At 65.7% G+C, this 17138-nt stretch carries 26 protein-coding genes and 1 pseudogene; 6 read left to right on the forward strand and 21 right to left on the reverse strand.

Going from position 1 to position 17138, the window contains the following annotated elements:
* Positions 1–2: 2 nt before the first annotated feature.
* The 4 genes from C507_RS0119545 to C507_RS0119560 form a co-directional block, all read right to left on the reverse strand.
* Positions 3–890, reverse strand: a complete 888-nt coding sequence (locus tag C507_RS0119545; RefSeq protein WP_018701416.1) for an N-acetylmuramoyl-L-alanine amidase — start codon at positions 888–890, stop codon at positions 3–5.
* A gap of 179 nt (positions 891–1069) precedes the next feature.
* Positions 1070–1441: a hypothetical protein gene (locus C507_RS0119550; protein WP_018701417.1), complete on the reverse strand. Its 372-nt coding sequence runs from the start codon at positions 1439–1441 to the stop codon at positions 1070–1072.
* Entirely contained in the window at positions 1438–1716 is a 279-nt protein-coding gene (locus C507_RS0119555) for a hypothetical protein (protein WP_018701418.1), read from the reverse strand. The genes C507_RS0119550 and C507_RS0119555 overlap by 4 nt, the downstream gene beginning before the upstream one ends.
* Positions 1713–2330, reverse strand: a complete 618-nt coding sequence (locus tag C507_RS0119560) for an MT-A70 family methyltransferase (RefSeq protein WP_018701419.1) — start codon at positions 2328–2330, stop codon at positions 1713–1715. Before C507_RS0119560 ends, C507_RS0119555 begins: the two co-directional genes overlap by 4 nt.
* A 74-nt stretch (positions 2331–2404) precedes the next feature.
* On the opposite strand from C507_RS0119560, the gene C507_RS0119565 reads away from it, so the two are divergent.
* Positions 2405–2872: a hypothetical protein gene (locus tag C507_RS0119565; RefSeq protein WP_018701420.1), complete on the forward strand. Its 468-nt coding sequence runs from the start codon at positions 2405–2407 to the stop codon at positions 2870–2872.
* 14 nt (positions 2873–2886) lie between these two features.
* Here the strand turns inward: C507_RS0119565 and C507_RS0119570 are convergent, their stop codons facing one another.
* The 14 genes from C507_RS0119570 to C507_RS0119635 form a co-directional block, all read right to left on the reverse strand.
* Positions 2887–3522 (reverse strand): regulatory protein GemA, encoded by a 636-nt coding sequence (locus C507_RS0119570; RefSeq protein WP_018701421.1) that lies wholly within the window; start codon positions 3520–3522, stop codon positions 2887–2889.
* Complete coding sequence (locus C507_RS0119575; RefSeq protein ID WP_018701422.1) at positions 3519–3911, reverse strand: winged helix-turn-helix domain-containing protein; 393 nt, start codon at positions 3909–3911, stop codon at positions 3519–3521. The genes C507_RS0119570 and C507_RS0119575 overlap by 4 nt, the downstream gene beginning before the upstream one ends.
* On the reverse strand, positions 3889–4623 hold the full coding sequence (locus C507_RS0119580) for a DUF6551 family protein (RefSeq protein ID WP_245559719.1): 735 nt from the start codon (positions 4621–4623) through the stop codon (positions 3889–3891). The genes C507_RS0119575 and C507_RS0119580 overlap by 23 nt, the downstream gene beginning before the upstream one ends.
* 113 nt (positions 4624–4736) lie before the next feature.
* Positions 4737–4952: a hypothetical protein gene (locus C507_RS0119585; RefSeq protein WP_018701424.1), complete on the reverse strand. Its 216-nt coding sequence runs from the start codon at positions 4950–4952 to the stop codon at positions 4737–4739.
* Entirely contained in the window at positions 4949–5185 is a 237-nt protein-coding gene (locus C507_RS0119590) for a hypothetical protein (RefSeq protein ID WP_018701425.1), read from the reverse strand. Before C507_RS0119590 ends, C507_RS0119585 begins: the two co-directional genes overlap by 4 nt.
* Positions 5186–5197: 12 nt before the next feature.
* Positions 5198–5857 (reverse strand): DUF3164 family protein, encoded by a 660-nt coding sequence (locus tag C507_RS0119595; protein ID WP_018701426.1) that lies wholly within the window; start codon positions 5855–5857, stop codon positions 5198–5200.
* Positions 5847–6497 carry a helix-turn-helix domain-containing protein gene (locus C507_RS0119600; protein ID WP_018701427.1) on the reverse strand — a complete coding sequence of 217 codons (651 nt, stop codon included), beginning with the start codon at positions 6495–6497 and terminating at the stop codon, positions 5847–5849. Before C507_RS0119600 ends, C507_RS0119595 begins: the two co-directional genes overlap by 11 nt.
* The gene (locus C507_RS0119605) at positions 6494–6799 is read right to left on the reverse strand and encodes a hypothetical protein (protein ID WP_018701428.1); all 306 of its coding nucleotides are present in this window, start codon (positions 6797–6799) and stop codon (positions 6494–6496) included. Before C507_RS0119605 ends, C507_RS0119600 begins: the two co-directional genes overlap by 4 nt.
* Complete coding sequence (locus C507_RS0119610) at positions 6789–7172, reverse strand: hypothetical protein (protein ID WP_018701429.1); 384 nt, start codon at positions 7170–7172, stop codon at positions 6789–6791. The genes C507_RS0119605 and C507_RS0119610 overlap by 11 nt, the downstream gene beginning before the upstream one ends.
* The gene (locus C507_RS0119615; RefSeq protein WP_018701430.1) at positions 7169–7783 is read right to left on the reverse strand and encodes a hypothetical protein; all 615 of its coding nucleotides are present in this window, start codon (positions 7781–7783) and stop codon (positions 7169–7171) included. The genes C507_RS0119610 and C507_RS0119615 overlap by 4 nt, the downstream gene beginning before the upstream one ends.
* Positions 7783–8532: an AAA family ATPase gene (locus tag C507_RS0119620; protein WP_018701431.1), complete on the reverse strand. Its 750-nt coding sequence runs from the start codon at positions 8530–8532 to the stop codon at positions 7783–7785. The genes C507_RS0119615 and C507_RS0119620 overlap by 1 nt, the downstream gene beginning before the upstream one ends.
* 56 nt (positions 8533–8588) lie before the next feature.
* Positions 8589–10760, reverse strand: a complete 2172-nt coding sequence (locus C507_RS22165; protein ID WP_018701432.1) for a DDE-type integrase/transposase/recombinase — start codon at positions 10758–10760, stop codon at positions 8589–8591.
* A complete protein-coding gene (locus C507_RS0119630) occupies positions 10757–11215 on the reverse strand; it encodes a hypothetical protein (RefSeq protein WP_018701433.1) in 459 nt (152 codons plus the stop codon). The genes C507_RS22165 and C507_RS0119630 overlap by 4 nt, the downstream gene beginning before the upstream one ends.
* Positions 11215–12060 (reverse strand): ParB N-terminal domain-containing protein, encoded by an 846-nt coding sequence (locus tag C507_RS0119635; RefSeq protein WP_018701434.1) that lies wholly within the window; start codon positions 12058–12060, stop codon positions 11215–11217. The genes C507_RS0119630 and C507_RS0119635 overlap by 1 nt, the downstream gene beginning before the upstream one ends.
* 110 nt (positions 12061–12170) lie before the next feature.
* Between C507_RS0119635 and C507_RS0119640 the strand changes: the two genes are divergently transcribed.
* Positions 12171–12677, forward strand: coding sequence for a hypothetical protein (locus tag C507_RS0119640; RefSeq protein ID WP_026319262.1), 507 nt, complete (start codon positions 12171–12173; stop codon positions 12675–12677).
* Between the two features lie 29 nt (positions 12678–12706).
* Here the strand turns inward: C507_RS0119640 and C507_RS23205 are convergent, their stop codons facing one another.
* Positions 12707–12871, reverse strand: coding sequence for a hypothetical protein (locus tag C507_RS23205; RefSeq protein WP_018701436.1), 165 nt, complete (start codon positions 12869–12871; stop codon positions 12707–12709).
* Complete coding sequence (locus C507_RS22170) at positions 12868–13167, reverse strand: helix-turn-helix domain-containing protein (RefSeq protein ID WP_018701437.1); 300 nt, start codon at positions 13165–13167, stop codon at positions 12868–12870. The genes C507_RS23205 and C507_RS22170 overlap by 4 nt, the downstream gene beginning before the upstream one ends.
* Before the next feature lie 170 nt (positions 13168–13337).
* On the opposite strand from C507_RS22170, the pseudogene C507_RS23695 reads away from it, so the two are divergent.
* Positions 13338–13553, forward strand: a pseudogene (locus C507_RS23695) (helix-turn-helix domain-containing protein); the annotation flags it as partial.
* Between the two features lie 9 nt (positions 13554–13562).
* Positions 13563–13856 (forward strand): hypothetical protein, encoded by a 294-nt coding sequence (locus C507_RS23530; RefSeq protein ID WP_018701438.1) that lies wholly within the window; start codon positions 13563–13565, stop codon positions 13854–13856.
* A 504-nt stretch (positions 13857–14360) separates the two neighbouring features.
* Here the strand turns inward: C507_RS23530 and C507_RS22175 are convergent.
* The gene (locus C507_RS22175; protein WP_018701439.1) at positions 14361–14807 is read right to left on the reverse strand and encodes a BLUF domain-containing protein; all 447 of its coding nucleotides are present in this window, start codon (positions 14805–14807) and stop codon (positions 14361–14363) included.
* Between the two features lie 172 nt (positions 14808–14979).
* On the opposite strand from C507_RS22175, the gene C507_RS22180 reads away from it, so the two are divergent.
* The gene (locus tag C507_RS22180) at positions 14980–15837 is read left to right on the forward strand and encodes an IclR family transcriptional regulator (protein WP_018701440.1); all 858 of its coding nucleotides are present in this window, start codon (positions 14980–14982) and stop codon (positions 15835–15837) included.
* 68 nt (positions 15838–15905) lie between these two features.
* The gene (locus C507_RS0119670; protein WP_245559720.1) at positions 15906–17063 is read left to right on the forward strand and encodes a zinc-dependent alcohol dehydrogenase; all 1158 of its coding nucleotides are present in this window, start codon (positions 15906–15908) and stop codon (positions 17061–17063) included.
* The last annotated feature ends 75 nt before the right edge of the window (positions 17064–17138 follow it).

Below are 17138 nucleotides of genomic sequence, written 5' to 3' on the forward strand. Positions count from 1 at the left end.
CTTCAGCCGAGTTCGGTGACGTAGCCGGAATGGACCCAGCCTTCCTGGGGCACCCCGTCGAGGATGGCGGCAACCAGGTGCCAGCGGGCTTCCGGGAAGCCGTCCGCATAGACGCCGGAGCGGATCACGCGGCAGCGGGTGCCGAGCGGCAGGGTGCCGATGACGTTGTCGTTCCTGGAGGGCCAGCGGCGCAGGTTGAGACCAGTCACCGTCTCGACGTAGAGGCCGCCGTCGTCGTCCGCGTCGATCGGCTCCGGGTCGGCACGTCCGAAGACGCGCGAGCGGATCCTCTCCAGCGGGAAGAGCGGGTTGGTGTCGACCTTGCGCCCCGGCGAAATCGTCCAGTGCGTGGTGAGCCGCTGGGGGGTCTCGATCTTCGGGTACTTGCCGACGATCGCGATCGCCATCCCGAGCGCCGCCTCGATCTGCTCCTCTGTGTACGGCATCCACCAGCCGGAGCCGTGCTCCGGCGTGGAGACGTATTCGAGGTCGTAGTCGGCGACTGAGAAGGTCTCGCCCCACCAGGCGCGAGCAAAGTCGGCGCCCGGCCGGCCTTCCATCTTGCCCGGGTTGACGATCTCGATGCCGGGACCGAGCGAATTGACGCCCGAAACGCCCTGGAAGACCGATCGGCCGGCGTGCCAGCACTTCGCGTTGAACGGGGCGAGCTGGGTGATGGCGCCGTCCCGCTCGATCACGGCCTGGGCGGACGCCTTCGCCGCCGGGTTCACCAGCCAGGAGACCGAGTTGCCTTTTTCCAGGCGGCCGGCCGTGTCGTGGAAGGTCAGCACCGAGGGGTCGATCGTGCCGGACGACTTGTTCGGGGTCGGCCGGTAGTCGACTGGGATGCCGTCCCGATAGAGACGGTGGTTCTTGATGGAGAAGGACATCCGGCGCTCCTGAAACAAGCCAGGCAAGCGGGCGCATCCCGCGTTGCGTTGGTTGGTTCAGGTCCGAAGCTAGTCGCCCCGGCGCCGCATTAATCGTCCGCCTTGGCGGGCGAAATCACGAGCGGGGTAAGGAAAAGTGGGAACCGGTTTTCCGCCCGTATCCCGCTCCCTCGAACGACCTATCGGAAGAGATCGATCTGGCGGGGATCCGTCTCACGGCGCTTCGGCCGGCGAGGATGGCCGGCCCGGCGGAAGAGCTTGTCCACGGCGCTCTCTGTGATGCCGAGCCTGCGCGCAATGTCGGCGTTCGATGCGCCGTGAGCGCGATAGTGTCGGGCGCGCAGCTCCCGCGCAAGCGGAACACGGATATAGCTGCCCTCATAGGTGTGGTGAAGCTTCTCGGAGGCCTCGGGCCCGATGGCGGCATCGATATCGGCCAGGCGTTCGCGGCTCGGGACGTAGACCCGCAACCCGCCGAAGGCCTCCACCAGGGCAATGAAGTTCTCATGGCCGATCAGCTCGAGGAGATCGTCCGACAAGGTCTCGCTCATGGCGTCCCCTCGTCGGTTTCCTGAAGCCTGCGGGCATTCGTTGCCGGCACGGTACGCCCAAGCGTCGTCACCACCACGGCGCGGCCTGGCTCCACCGCGCGGATCACGAGCTTGATGTGCTCCACCTGCACGGCGATCGCGCCCAGCTCCGCGGCGCGCAGGGCTGGCCCGGCCAGGTGCGATCGGATCGCCTCCACGTCGATGCCGTGCTCGCGCTCCAGGTAGCGCAGCACGGCATGGTCGGAGACGGTGAGCTCGGTCGCGCGGCGCTTCATTCCGCCGCCTCGGATGCGTCATTGAAATGATCGGCCTCAAGGCCCCAGACATCGTGGCCGGGCCACGCTTCACGAGCGAAGAGCTCGAGTCCGAAGACCTCCGGGCAGAGACGGTCGACCACCTCCCGCATTTCCATCGGCTTGCGCGAGTGTTCCCGCCGCAGCGCCTCGATCGAAGTCGGAAAGTCTTCGTCGACCTCGGTCTCGATCAGATTGCGTTCCGACTTGGACCGAAGCTTCGGCTCGCCGATCGTGCCCAGAAGAAACGGTTCCGTCGCCGACCGCAGGACATAGCCCGTGCCAAACGCTGCCTTCCCGCTGCGGTACCTCTTGGTCCAGGCGCCGCCCGTCTTGTAGGTGAAGCCCCATGCGCTCATCGTCGCCAAGGCCTGTTCCAGGTGAGCCCAGGTCGACCACATGACCAGGAGGCAGTCTCGGCTGGCCAGGTGACCGACCGGCAGGGCCTGGATGTCGGCAAGCGCCATCGTCTCGTAATGGCTCTCTGGCGATTTTCCGTAGCCCGCCTCCGACCTCAGCACATAGTGCCAGGGCGGATCAGCCAGGATCAGGCCGTAGGACAGGGGCCGCAGGGGCTCGAAGGGCCACGTAGACATCACGCAGCTCCTGCTTGTTCGGGCCGACAGACGCGGCTAGGTTGCAGGCCAGCAGGGCGCGAGAGGATCAGGCTATGCGGAAATTGGCGATAGCTGGAGCATTCGTCGCTGCGGCAATCACGACGGCTGAGGCGCAGAGCGAAGGTGCGCTGGTAGACATCATTGAGGCCGTAACGACCGCCACTTTTGTGGCCCCAGGGGAGCTGCTGAGGACGCGACCACAAAAGGTCTCGGTCACAGCGTGCGAGATCCGCGCGGCAAGCCTGACCGGCGCAAACTGTGAAATAGTCCGAGGCGGCAACGATGCCGGCACCGTAAGGCTTCTTTTTGGTCACCCCGATGGCGCCGGTGGATGGGTTGACGAACTGCCGCCCGAACAGCAGCAGGCGATCGTCTCCAAGTGCAGTGATTGGGAACCCACTGGTTGTTGGGCTCAATTGACTGGATACCCCCTCCGGACCATTGAGGCGGTTGACGCCAAGAGGCTTACCTACCTGTTCTATTTGACGGACTATGAATTCGTCGACTCGCCGGAAGACTGATCCCAAAGGGCACATCACGCCGCTCTCCGCTTCGCGGCCCGCCCGCGGAGCACCCGCCCGAAGGCGTTCATCACCACGATCCATTCCGCGTCGGTCGGCTTCGCCTCGCCAGGCGTTCGTCCGAGGACCGCGAGCACGTCGCCCCAGAAGTGCGCGGGGTCGCGCTTCGGGTGGAGCTTCAGCCACTGCGCGGCGGCGATCTGGAAGCCGTGCCGCCGGGCATAGTCCGGCGTCGTCTCGCCGACCTTCCAGTTGACGCCCTCGCGGGCGCACCACGACTTCAGCGCCTCGACGACGGCCGCGCCCTGGGCGGCGTCTCGAAGCCACTCGGCCCGCTCCAGGCCCGTCTGGCGCGTGATGAAGGCGAGGAGCGCGCTGTCGCGCCGGTCGGCGACCGCACCGAGATTGTAGAGCGCGATCCAGAGGGCCTGCGCCTTGCGTCCGTAGGGACCCGGAAGGCCCTTTCCAGACGGCTTCGAAGCGGGCTTGAAGCCCATTCGGGAGAGCTCGTCGACAACGGCCTTGCACTCGGCGACCGACAGCCCCTTGGCGGACCGTTTGCCGATCGCCCGCTGCAGGGCGTCGCGGTACGTGTCCTCGTCGAGACCGAGCTCGCGCCTGGCAACATGGATCATGCGGATGGAGGTCACCGGGAAGCCTCCGTTTCGATCAGGATCGCGCCTTCGTGAAGGGCCTTCCGGACCGTGGGGTCGAGGTGGTAGCCGCGGCCCCAAAGGGTGCGGATCTCGATGCCAAACGGCAGGAGCTTCCGGCGCATCTTGTAGACGAAGACGTCGATAACCTTGTCGTCCGGCTGATCGTCGGGCCGGTGCGCATACAGCGCTGCGACGATCGCTGGCTTGCTGGCGAGCTCGCGGGTGACAAGCACGCCCGCGACCTTCGCTTCCGCCGGCGTCAGGCCCCATTCAACCGGCGGCAGCCAGGCTTCACCGAACAGGATCTGCTCCAGCTCGGCGATGCGCTCGCGAAGCAGGTCGTTCTCCGCATTGACCACCTCAAGACGCTGCACGTGATCCACGTCTCCGTCTCCGTGTCTTGCGGCCGATCGCTACGGCCAGGCCGCGCCACTGCGGTAGCTTGTGCTGCGCGGCGAAAGCCTTTCCCTCTCGGCTCAGGTGATGGAAGCTCGCCCGAAGGGTGGTCGTGATGTCTTCCGGCTCGTATTCACCGCTGAACTCGTCTGCGAAGAGCAGGCTTTCTACGGCCAGCATGGCGGCCTGGGAGATCGGCGCGAGCTTGGCGTTGGCGCAGACCTCCAGGACCTTGCGCAGGCCGATCCGGTACCGCCGGTTCATGATGCCGTGCATGGTCTTGACGGCGACGGTCTCACCCGCCGCGAACGATGTGCTGGCGGCCGGGTTCTTGAGCACCCGGACGCCGACCTGATCGCAGACCATCGAAATGGTGACCGCGTCCTCGTCGCCCGCCTCGATCAGCGCATAGTGCAGCTGGGTCGGGGTCGCCGTGATCCGGTCGCGGTTGTGCTTGACGAAGGCGATCGCCCGGTCGGCCATTTCGGTGGCGGCGACCACCATGACAGGGATCTGCTCGATCTCAGGATGAGTGGCCGCGGCGATCGCCGTGTGCTGTCCGTCGACTACGTGCAGCTCGTCATTGACCTGGACCACGACCGGCGGCTTGAAGGCGCGCCAATCCCAGCCCTCGACGATCTTGCGGATGAGACGCAGCGACCGCTCCGACAGGTTACGCTGGTAGCGCTCGTCGATCACAAGCGTCTCCGGCCGCACCTCAATCATCGTTGGAGGCGTGGTGTCGGGCACGCACGGCTGAGCATCGGGGAGCCGGAGGGCACGGACATTCCGGAGGGTCGAGGCGGCGTCCATCACACCAGCCCCTTCTCAACGGCGAGGAGCTCAAGCAGCCAGATCCGGACCGTGCCGTCCTCTGCCGCCGGCGAATGCTCCACGTGCGAGAGCGAAAGCTCGACGTTGCCGGCCCGGCCCTCGACCAGGATGGAGCGCTCACGAGTGGCGATGAGCGAGACGCGGACCTCGATCTCGCGATCGACGGGGGCCCGGCGGAACGAGGAAGCGATCATCGTGCCGCCTCCTGTTCTGCCTGCGCGATCTTTCGGCGCGCGGCACGGAGCCAGCTCTTCCTGGCGTCGTCGTAGCTCATCGTGCTGGTGCCGGTGATCCCGGCGAGCCGCATCACGTGCGCGCCGGAGCTGAAAATGAGGCGCGCGCCGTGCAGCTCGACCAGGACCTCTGCCTTGGCCCCTTCGACTACGGGGATCCACCCGCGAAGCGAGGCAATCTTGTCGGTCCCCATCTCCGCCTTCCCTCAGGCCGACGCGAGGTCGATCGGCACGGCCTCCCAGCGGCCGCGGGGATCGTCGCGCACGTAGAACCGGACATAGGTGGAGGAGCCGACGATGCGGATCGACTCCGTCAGCGCCTCCATGGCGCGCTTCCAGCGCTCGTCCTCGATGTCGAGCCGGCGCAGCTGGAATAGAGCGGACCGGTTGATCCGCCCCTCCTTGTCGACCTGGAAGGCGTGGTTCACGAGCGCGCGAAGCTCATCGCTTGCGCCGTCGGCCCACTTGTCGATGCACTCGTCGACAAGCTCCTTCGCCGCTTGCAGCTCGGGTCCGAAGGTCAGTTGGTCCTGGACCTGGACGATCACCTTCATGGTGCCGTCGTAGCTGGTGAGGGTGACGTTGCCTTTCGCGCCACCGCGGGAAGCCCCGTACTTCTCCGAGATCAGCTCCTGGAAGCTGGCGATGTCGTCGAAGCAGTGGCCCCGGAAGCGCCGGAGCTCGTCGCGCAATACAACGGCAAAGCCCATCATCTTGCGGACCGTCTGGTCCTGCAGCTTGTCCTGCGGTCGCACGTTGGCGAGCGGTACCAGGGCGCCCTTGGCATCCGGCATGTAGGAGCGGCCGTCGAGGTTGATCGTGCCGTCACTGACGGGCGGCAGCGCAGTGTCGTGTTCAGCGTCCATCGGAGGACTCCTCGGTTGCGTGATCGGTTTCGAAGGTGCGCAGGTGCGCGATCAGCGCGCGGTAAGCCGCCTTCTGGTCGGCGCGCGCAGTGGCCTGTTCGTCGGGAGTGGTCGACGTGGCGAGCCGGCGCGTGGCGGCGACTAGCCAGTTGCCGGCTTCGATCAGGCCGGTGACCTGTCCCTCGGTCCGATCGGCCAGGTGGGCGCGGGCCAGACGCATGATCTCGACGCTCGACACGGCCGTCGGACCCTTCGCGACGATGCGCAAGGCGGTCTCGTCCAGGCTGGGATCATCAATGCCCAGGATCGAGAGCCGAGCGAAGCACTGCTCCGCCGCAAGCGCGGCGTGGCGCAGCGTCTCCACCGTCGTCCGGAAGTCTGGCTCGGCTTCAATGCGCCGGTCCACCTTCTGGACGCCATGCCTGACCGTCGTTTCATCCTTTCCCAGCAGCCGCCCGATGCTGGTTGAGGGAAGATCGGTCAGCTTCATCGCGAGCCACATCGAGACGTGACGCGCTTCCGAGGTGAGCGTCGGGCGGCGCGATGACAGGACCTCGGTTTCGGAGACGCCGTAGTGCTCGCAGACCACCTTGATGATGGTGCGGACCTGGACCCGCTGGTGGGGGATGAGCGCGTTCATGCGGCGCCTCCCGGTTCCGTCGGCCGACGCGTACTCCGCTGACCGCGCGGGACCAGGCGGACCACCTTGCCGGCCTGCTCAAGCGCCGGGTCGACGGCCGGAGTTTCGTCCGTCTCTGCCGCCAGCGTGGCCGGATCGACGTCCTGGAAGGGGACGGCCTCAGTCTCCAGCTTGCGAGCTTCGCGGACGGCGCGCTCCAGAAAGCGGCTCATCTGGGCGGCGCCCGGTGGCAGGATCTCGATCTCGCCCTGCCGGGCCGACTCCCAGAGCTCCCGAAAGATCTGCAGTTCGTCACTCAGCATTGCGGCCTCCCTTGAGGTGCGAATGGACGCAACCCGACCGGCAGGCCCGGTAGAGCTTCAGGCTGGTGGAGTTGGCGACCCCGCGCGGCTTGCGCTGCTCGCTCTCGCAGCGGTTGCGGGCGATCTCGCCGAGGACTGGGCATTCGACCGTCGCCCCCATGAGCGCGCCGTTGGCGATCCGCTCGACGCGGGAGAGGTCTCCGCCGTACGTCGCGGAGATGACCTGGCTGATCGTCGAGGCGGAGTAGTCGAGCCGCATGGCGGTTTGCTTGAGGCTGGTTCGGTTCGCCTCTTCGGCGATCGCGAGCACCCAGGCAGGAGGCTCGCCCCAGGCCTCGCTGGCGCGAACGAGGAAGTCGGGCCGCTCGATCATGGCCGGTCCTCCTCGGCGACGGTCTCGCCCATGATCGCGTTGCGGTTAGGATCCCAGACGAGCTTGGTGCGCATGATCCGCGGGGCCTCGGGGCCGGTGTTCATGGTCCGCTTCAGCGCATACCGACGCGGCACCCCCGGTTTGCCGGGGTCAATCACACGCAGGTAGCCGGCAGCATCGAGGCGCTGCAGATAGGCCTTCGCGGAGTTGGCCGAGACACTCACGTCTTCGGTCGTCGCTGCGACCATGAGCTCGCGATAATCGACCGCCTTCAGGGCGCGGATCGCTGCCCACATCTGAGCGACACCGAGACCGCCGCTCGTCGGCTGTCCGTCCCGGCGCAGGATCGGCGTCTTCGCGGGTCGGGCGGTGAGCCGGTGCACATGGAGCCCGCCGCGTATGCCCGCCTTCTCGGCAAGGCCTGCTTTGACGAGGCGGCGGATGAAGTCTTCCACCGAGGATTGCCAGGCATCGCGGGAGCGGTCGAAGACATCGTTCACCGACCATGGGCCGGCCTTGTCGAGCTCCCGGATCACACGCCAGAAATGCGTGTGCCCGGTCTTCAGCGGCTCCCCCTCGACGGTCAGCTTCAGGCGCATGAGGACTGACATCACGCCCTCCCGCGCCGCGGGGTCGTGGAGGTGTACCAGCCGCCGGACCGGCTCTCGAACTCGGCCAGGTCGAGGTTGGTTTTGCCCTGATTGTTGGCGACTTCGGCAATCCGCGAGAGGTTGACGACGATGCGCCGTGCCCGCCCTTCAGAGTGGGCGCGGACGGCGCCGATCAGATCCTCGGAAAGCTCGATGCCGTCGCAGAACATGCGGGCCAGCTCCCGCGTGTCTTCCTCGTCGCAGGGCTGGGCGAACTCCCAGCGTAGCACGCGGTTATGGATCCGCTCCCACTTGGCGAGCTTCTGGGGCAGCTGCTCCTCACCGATCAGGATCGTCGGCACGCCGGAGGCGTCGTGCAGCTCGCGGACGATCTCGATGTGGTTCTTGTCAACGAGCTTGTCGGCCTCGTCGATCAGGAGGGGCCGGTTCGGATCGTCCTCAAGCGCCATAGCCGCTTGCTCGACCAGGTCGGAAATCGTGCCCTTCGGCTCCTGGCCGAGTTCGTTGAGGAGACGGGTCAGGAAGGTCTTCTTCGTCCAGCTCTCGCCGACCTCGATCCGGATCGCGCCCGTCTTGTTCTGGGTGTAGACTGAAGCATAGGTCTTCCCCATCCCGGACCAGCCGGAGAAAACCCCGATCCCCGGCAGATGGTGCGGACGCTGGATGAGCGTCGTCGCCAGGAAGTGCAACGAGGAGACGTTGTTCAGGACCGCCAGTGTTTGCTTGACCGGAGGTGTCATCATCTGCATGTTCAGCTCTCCAAAATGAAACCTCAGGGCGCTTCGGCGCCCTTTTTCTTTGGTTGCTAGCCCGCAGTTCCGATCCTGCGGTCTGCCTCGGTGATGCCGAGCGACCGGTACTCGTCGCCGCGCTGGTAGACCGCGAGCCACTTCCGGTCCTCGTCGGAGATCGGTGTTCCTGCCTCCATCTGCGCCTCAAGCGCCCTGGCCTTGGCGAACCGTTCGCGCCTCTCGCGCATGGTGTCGCCGCCGCGCCCGGTGGGCAGCCGGAGCACCCGCGCCGGGCCGGTCGCGTCCTCTCGCTTCAACTGCTCGCGACGCTCTTTCACCTTCGGGTCGACCGGAGCCTCGGTCCGGCCGGCCGCTGCCGCGGCCTCGATTGCTGGGGTCGTGTGCGGCTCGGAGGCTTGCGGGAAGGCGATGAGATCGGCGGTGCCGCGACCCTGGAACTGGCTTTCCACGATGGTCCGGGGCGTGATCGCCAGCGTCTCGCGGCGGACGTCCTTCAGCCGGCCCTCGTGATAGGCCTTGCGCTCCGCCGTGATGCGGGCGTGCATCGCGGCCGGATCGATCCCGGCCAGTTCCGGCGCGATCGCCTCGCCGAGCCAGGTCTCTCCCGTCTCGTCGAACACGATGAGGCGGCCGAGGTCGGCGGGATCATGCCGGCAGAACACGCGCGTGCCGGGCATGGCGGCCGAGGTCCAGTAGTGCTCGCCGCCGACGCGGATGCCCTTCTTGGTCACGGTCCGGTAGCCGTCGGAGCCGGCGATCGGCGCGAGTAGGAGCGCGAGGGCTGCTTCGTTCTGGATGCGCCGGACGGGGCCGGTGTAGGCGGCGGCCACCTCAAAGGGCGTTCGGCGCTTCAGGCCTTCATGCGGGGCATGGGCGTAGATCTCGCGGGTCCAGCGGTCGGCATAGTCCTGCAGTTCCGCTGGCGTCAGATCGACGTCAAAAAGGTGCTTGTCATCGAGCCCGAGGCGCTTGGAAAAGGCCTTTCGGTTCTCGATCACCTTCCGGTCGGCAACCGAGTGGCCGATGAAGCCAGGTAGCGTACGGACCAGGTCGCGCTGGAAGGTTCCGATCGCGCGCTCGACGGTGCCCTTCTGCTGGGGCTGGTAGGGGTCGCAAGCCTCGTGCTCGATGCCGAGCGTATCGATGAGGCGCCGGGTCGAGTGGGCGACGAAGTCGGAGCCGTTGTCCGACTTGATCCGCTCCGGCACGCCCCATTCGACGAGGCATTTGCGCAGGAGGAGGCCGACCGCGGCCGCCTTCGGCGTGTCGGAGACCAGCACCACCATGCGGCGCGAGTAGATGTCGATCGCCACGTAGACCGAGTGGCGGCCGGCCGTGGTCATCAGGTCGGCCGGCGAGGCGTCGATCTCCCAGCATTCATTCAGGCGGGCCGCGCGGGTCGTTCCCGAGGCGCTGGGCCGCATCGTCGACTTGTAGCGGTCCGGATCCGTCAGGAGCAGGAGATCGGCCTTGTAGGTCTCTTTCCACGCCGAGATCGTTGCCTGAAAGGTCCGCAGCGGCGGCAACGCGACGGTGCGGGCGCCCGAGCGGCTCTCGACGGTGACGGTGTCGCCGACCTGGGCACGGATGAAGGCGCGCAGGTGCTTCGCGGTCAGCAGCGGGTTCTTGGCGATAGCCGCCAGGATGAGGGTCCGCACCTGGCCGCCGTTGGCGCGGTCGAGCACGCCGGTTCCCTTGCGGCTGCCGCGCGGATCGACGGCAGGCCCACCGGCCTTCAGGTCTGAGCGCCAGCGCGCGAGCGTCCGGGCGCTGACAGTCTCTGCCTCTTCGCGGATCCAGTCCGACACCTCGACCGCCCCGGAATTGTAAAGGTCGGCGAAGAGATGGTCGGCGGCCGCGGTGCCGAGATCCGTCGACCGGGCGTACCGGTCGGCGACATTGAGAAGCGCTTGCCGCGCGTCCAGCGTCTTGCGGCCGTGGGAAAGTGGATCGTCCCGCTCGGGCGAGACAGGAACGAGGTCGGCGGGGTTCACGCTGAGCGCCGAGCCGGCATAAGCGAGACGGGCGGCGAGCGGCAGACAGTCGATGTGGTACTCGGTGATGGTGCCGCCGCGATCGCGCCGGCTGCGGACCTGGGCGTGATGCCGGTCCCAGCCTTCCCGGTCGATCATCATGCCTACGCCTCGTTTCGTCGCCGGCAGGCCCGGCAGCGAACCGGCTGCGGCGAGGTCGGCGATCTCCTGCGGGGTGAGCCAGACCTTCATCGGCGCGACCCCTTCCAGCGCGCTTCGAGCGCGGCTTCCCGATCCTCGATCTCGCGGCGACGCTCGCGGATGAAGTGCAACTCGATCAGGTCGCGGTATTGGGCCGGCACGACCACGTAGCCGAACTCCTCTGCAAGCCAGCCCAGGAGGTCGACGCTTCCCGTTGCGTGGATGAGAGCGATGAAGCGGTCGAGCGGGATCCGGTGTCCCTCCTTCGCCTCGCTCGTGTAGGCGTCGATCGTTGAGACGGAGACCGGACGACCGAGTTGGAGCGACATGTCTTTGGCGATCGCGGGACGGTTCTTCCCGCTTTCGCGGATCGCCCTGGCAAGCGCCTTGGCGATCTTCGCGTCGAGGCTCGCGGCACGGATCTCGTCCTCGAAGCCGACCGCCACCTTTGGCGGCTGCCACTCCAGGAGGTCGAGCGTCCGTGTGTCGCCGCGAGCGCGTGCCATCAGATCAGGCCCTCCTCGCGCAGGGCCGTGATGAGCGTTGCTTGATGCTGGCGGACGAAGTCGCGCCGGCCTTGTCTGTCGAGCCGTGTGAAGCCGGTTAGAGCCCGCTTCAACGCCAGCTCATCGGCCTTTGGAGCGCGGCGCCCTTCGGCAAGCATCAGCGCGTCGGCGACGGTGTCGGCGCCGGCCGGATCGGACAGAAGCAGATCCAGGACCTTCTTCTGCATCGCGGCGTCGAGGGTGGACAACGTCTGCAGGCTTGCCTGATGGTCGGCGAGCCAGGTGCCCGGCAGGCGGTTGCGGCTGTCGGTGGAAAGGCCATTCCAGATGGCGACGGCCATCCGCAAGGAGCGGTCGGAGAGGCCTACTTTGTCGGCGATCTCCGATCGAATGGCAAAAATTGCCACTTGATTTTCGTCTTTGCGCTTAGTGGCTTGGCTCTTGCGATCGCCGCCGTGCCGGATTTCCGGGTGGAGTTCTTCATAGACGGCGATCAGCTCGGCGAGGTTCGCGGCCCGATCGAGCTTGTTCAGCTCGTTGCGGGCCACGTTCTCCAGGATCTCCTGGAGCCGGCGCTCCTGATCCTTGATCCAGCCGGCCTGGGTGACCCGGGCGTCGATCGTGTCCCAGCCGAGCGCCTTCACTGCGTCGAGACGATGGGCGCCCGCCAAAAGCGAATATCGGCCGCTGTTCTCGTGAACAACGGAGATCGGATGGAGAACACCCTGTTCGTTGATGAGAACAGAAAGAGCCTCGACCCATGCCGGATCGGTCTGCCGGAGCCGCGCGCCGACGTCGATCGACGCGACCGGGATCTGCTCGTAGGTGGCGCGGGGGCCCCTCATCGCCGGCCTCCCGAGCGATGATCACGGGTAGCCCCGCCGCCCCACCACTTTCGCAGGTGGCACGCTTGCCTCACACTCGTCGTGCCAACAACCGAACGTGAGGGAGAGCGATGGCAATTGGAATTAATGAAGGCATTGGTGTCTTCAATGGCATGGTCTCCGCCGCGAAGGCGGTCAGGGATGGCGTCCGGAAGATTTCCGGAGACATCGACCAGGAGATGCGGAACGCTCTCAATACCCAGATTGGCGACCTGATCGACGCGATGCAGGACATGCGGGAGCGTTACACGGCGATGTTCAACCGCCTCTGCGAAATTGAAGAAGAAAACCGCCAGCTTCGAGATTTCCAGATCGATGTCGAGAACTACGTCCTTGATGAAATCGGACCGCAGTCGTTTGCGTACTCGCGCAAGACGGATAGTCTGGCGAATGAGGCAAAGCCCCACCTTTGCGCTCATTGCTTCGATCGCAAGGTGAAGTCGATACTTCAGTTTGAATGCCACAAGGCGCAGACGGATGTTCTGAAGTGCAACGCTTGCGGCAGCACGGTTCACAAGACAGCGAATCGCGAAAGCTACGCCTACACGCCAGCTCCCCTCCGTCGCGCCCTCGACTGACCAACACTTCTTCTGCACATCGGCCAACTTCATCGAACCGCGACCTCGATCACGGCCTGCGCCGCCGGTGCCAGCGCGAGGGCGATCGCCAGCGCGAGTCCCGACCCGACGATCAGCGTGGCGAACGGTGAGGCCGCGCGCCGCGGGGTGAGATTGTCAGTCGACTTCCGGATGGCAGACAGGTTCAGCCTCATGCGGCCCGCCTCTTGTCTGTGGCCGCGGCGGCTTTCGGACTCGCCGAACCGGCCTTGGTGGGGGTAGGCTCCCCTTGCGACGATGACGGATAGCGATCGGGCCACAGGGTCGCCGGGGAGATGCCGAGAAAATCGGCGATCGCCTGCTCTCCGGCCCGGTGGCCACGGCTGAGCGCCATGCAGCACGCGGACGCTTCGAGATCTGCGGCCTTGGCGAGCTTTCGCAAGCTCGTCCCGCGCCGGTGGATCTCGGCAACGATCGCGTGCCGGTCCATGGGCGTTTCAGTTTCCGTCATCCTCGTCTCCGGAGCGCCGGCCTGGCAGGGCCGGCTTTTTCGGGGGAGCAAATCAGCATGATGACGATGTTGCATCAAAGTGCGCAAACGAGCAAGGCAGAAGTGTTCAATATCGGCGGTAGCAATGACTTCTGTGCAGACCCGCCTTCAATCCTGAGGCGGTTCACTCGATGAGCGGCGCTGAAGACCCATATCAGCTGGGCCTCTCAGCGCGCCTTCGCCGATGTGTGGAGTTGGTGGGAAGCGGAAACGAGCTGGCCCGAAGGGCTGGCCTCTCAAGGGGAGTGCTAGAGCGTTATCTGACCGGCAGGAATGAAGTTAAGGCACAGCGCTTGGTCACTATTGCGCAAGCGGCCGGTGTATCCGTCGAATGGTTGGCCACTGGCGATGGAGCCATGATTTCCGAGGAAACCCAGCCGGCTCCCGCCCTGGGTTCAACGGTCGATCCCGCCTGGATGAAGGTGGTTTCGAAGACGGTTCGCGCAGTACATGAGGCCGAAGGAGTGTCGCTCCCGGTCGAGGCGCTGATCGAGGAAACCGCTGCCGCGCACAACGAGCTTCTCGCCCGGGCTGAGGATCCGCTGGATCGCGATGAGCTCGAATCGCTCCTGCCCTGGCTGGAGGCCCGGCTTCGCAAGCGTCTAAAAGCGGCACGCACGGAGCCAGGCACCGGTAAACGCTCGGCTTGATGTTGATCCACTCCGCAACCTGATGCTGCAGAGGAGGCCGCACAACCTGCAAGATGCAGTGGGAGGTTGTGGTTAATCCTGCGGCTGACGGCCGCTTCAACCAGGTGCTCGCGAGTTCCCACTTTCGATTTTTCTAATATACGGATTGCGCCCCGCTTTTCCCTGTTTCTTCAATGATTTAGCTAAAGTGGGAACCGCCCGCCGCCATATGTGCGCCAGTTCCCACTTTCTTCAGGCTGGATTGTTTGATTTCAACGACTTAGCGCGGCGCTCGATTTGCGCGCCCGGCCGTCCTGAATGGCCTGCGCAAGTTTGGTTGGCACTCTTGACCACCTGGACGGTCAATGCCCGCCGCACCCTGATCCCGGTTATGCCATTGAGATCGCGTCGGTTTTCGCGTGATCCCGCCTAATCCCGGAAGATCCCGCCTAACCCCCGCCTATGCCAACCGAAGTTGCGCGTTACAGCAGGGACGGGCTGTTGCGCGCCGCCGTCCTCGGCCCCTCAGAGGGCCGGCGCGTTCCAGAACTCGTTCAGGAAGGCGAGGGCGCCTTTGGCGTCACCGCGATTGAAGGTTTCGACGAAGTCCGGCTCACCGAGACGCGCGAAGCTCGGATAGGCCTCAAGGGCCTTCGCGGTGACGCCGCGGAAGGCCATCGACCAGTCGGCGAAGGTCCGCGTTTCGAGCGGGCCCTGCTCGATCACCACCTTCGTGTGATGCCGGCCATCGGCGAAGATCCGCTTGCGCAGCGTGTCCACGTCCGCCTTCTCGCCCTCCAGCAGCTGCATGAAGCTGCCGCTGTTGCCGTCACGCCCGGCCACGAACAGCAGCGCGCCCGTAATGCCGTGGGCCGGGTTGTAGGCCCGGCTCTCCGCGAGAATGGCCGCCAGAGCCTCCTCGTCGAGCGCGCGTTCTGCTTGGCTGACATAGACCAGGTAGGTGAGTGACATGGACAAAGGCCTCTCGCGTGTCCGGTGCGGTCGCTCCTAACGGTTATGGCCACAGTGTCTGAGCTGTCAATTCGCCCTTATTTCATATCATGAAATTGAATTTTATTATTTCCAGATTGCTTGACTGTTCTCCGACGATTGCGCGACCTTCAACACAACAAGGAAGCGCCATATGGATCACAAAACTGACATCGTCGGAGGGACGGCTGGGCATTCCCTGATCAGCGCAGGCTCGCTCAAGCCGGTCGGCATTGACGGCGAGCGGAACGTGCGAACGATCCAGTCGGTGGAACGGGCGCTCACGCTCATCGAGATCATGGCCGCGGCCAACGAGCCGCTCGCCCTCAACGAGATCGCGGCCCGCGCCCAGCTCAACGTTTCCACCTGCCACCATCTGATGGCCACCCTGGTGGCGCGCGGCTACGCGCTGCACGCCGGGCGCAACCGCGGATACATGCTGTCTTCGCGGCTGAACGAACTCGTGGAGATGAGCGCCCGCGAAATCGACTTCGCCGATTTTGTCCGGCCGAAGCTCGAGGCCCTCGCCGAGCAGCTGGCGGAAAGCGTGCAGATGGCCGTTCTGCGCGGCTCCAACCTGATCACCCAGATCAGGGCCGGCCGGGGCAAGGGCGTTCACGAGGCGGACGAGTTCAAGAAGATGACCGCGCTGCATGCGACGGCAACCGGCAAGGCGATCCTGGCCTGGCTGCCGGAAGCGGAAATGGTGCGCGTGATCTCCGAGAACGGCATGCCGGCCTACACCGAGCGGACCATCACGTCGCTGTCCGGGCTGATCGAGGAGCTGCGGCATGTGCGCCGCAACGGCTTCTCCATCGACGATCAGGAGCTGGAGGCCGACGTCGTGTGCTGCGGGGCGGCCCTGCGCGACGAGAAGGGCGCGGTCATCGCCTCCATCTCGGCGACGTTCGCGGCCCACAAGAACACCGAAGCCTATCGCTCCCACGTCATCCGGCACGTCGTCCAGTGCGCGCGTGCCCTGTCGGGACAGCTGAAGGTCGGCCGCTCCTGAGGCCCAGCCGGCCGAGGATGCGGTTTCAGAACACGTCGAAGAACGAAAGTGGAGGAAACACCATGGCGATGAGTGCAGCAGTCAAGACGAATGCCGACTACCCGGTGCCGGAGACGATGAAGGCCTGGGTCCTGAAGGATCCGGGTGAGCTCGAACTGGTCGACAAGCCGGTTCCGGAGCCGAAGAAGGCCGAAGTCCTGGTGCGCATCGACGCGGTCGCCATCTGCGCGACGGATCTGGAAATCATCTATCACGGGCTGCCGGCGATCATCGAGGGCGGCGAGCCGTTCAACAAGAACTTCACCCCCGGCCACGAGTACATGGGCACCGTCGTTGCCCTCGGCCCGGGTGTCGACGAATACGAGATCGGCGAGCGCGTCACCGTCGAGATCCATGCCGGTTGCGGCCAGTGCAAGCGCTGCCGCGAAGGCATGTACACGGCCTGCCACAACTACGGAAAGAATTACGGCGACGTCGACAAGGGTCACCGCGCCAACGGCTTCACCACCGACGGCGGCTTCTGCGAATACCAGGTCAACAACATCAACACCCTGGTGCACGTGGACGATTCCATGTCCGACGAGGAGGCGACGCTGGTCGTCACCGCGGGCACGGCGATGTACGGCCTCACCGAGGTCGGCGGGCTGGTCGCCGGCGAGAGCGTCGTCGTGACCGGCCCGGGCCCGATCGGCCTGCTCGGTGTCGCGGTGGCCAAGGCGCTCGGCGCGCAGCCTGTCATTCTCACCGGCACGCGTGACAACCGGCTGGAGATCGGCCGCAAGCTCGGCGCCGATCACGTCATCAACGTGCGCAACGAGAACGCCGTCGAAAAGGTGCACGAGCTGACCGGCGGCAAGGGCGCCGACTACGTGGTGGAATGTTCGGGCGCGCCGAACTCGCTCAACGAGGCGGCCCAGATGCTCAACCGGGGCGGCAAGATCTGCCTGGCGGCTTTCCCGTCCACATCGCCGGAAGTGGATGTCGCGTACCTGGTGCGCAACAACATCTACCTCTACGGCATCCGCGGCGAGGGCAAGACGGCGACGCACCGGGCCGAGGCCTTCATGCGTCAGAAGCGGTTCGACGCCTCGCTGATCCACACCCACACCTTCGACATGTCCGATCTGATCGAGGCGATCCGCTACGCCAAGGATCGGGTCGACGATGCGATCAAGGTTGTGGTCCGCAACGAGCATGCGGTCGCGCGGCGCGAAGCCGCCGAATAGGCAACGCGCCGCACACTGCTGGGCGTCAGCCGCTCGAAGAGATCCGCGGCAGGGTGTGTCCCTGCCGCGGGAGAG

Origin of the sequence: Amorphus coralli DSM 19760 (genome assembly GCF_000374525.1) — a bacterium.
In the GTDB taxonomy this organism is placed as follows: domain Bacteria; phylum Pseudomonadota; class Alphaproteobacteria; order Rhizobiales; family Amorphaceae; genus Amorphus; species Amorphus coralli.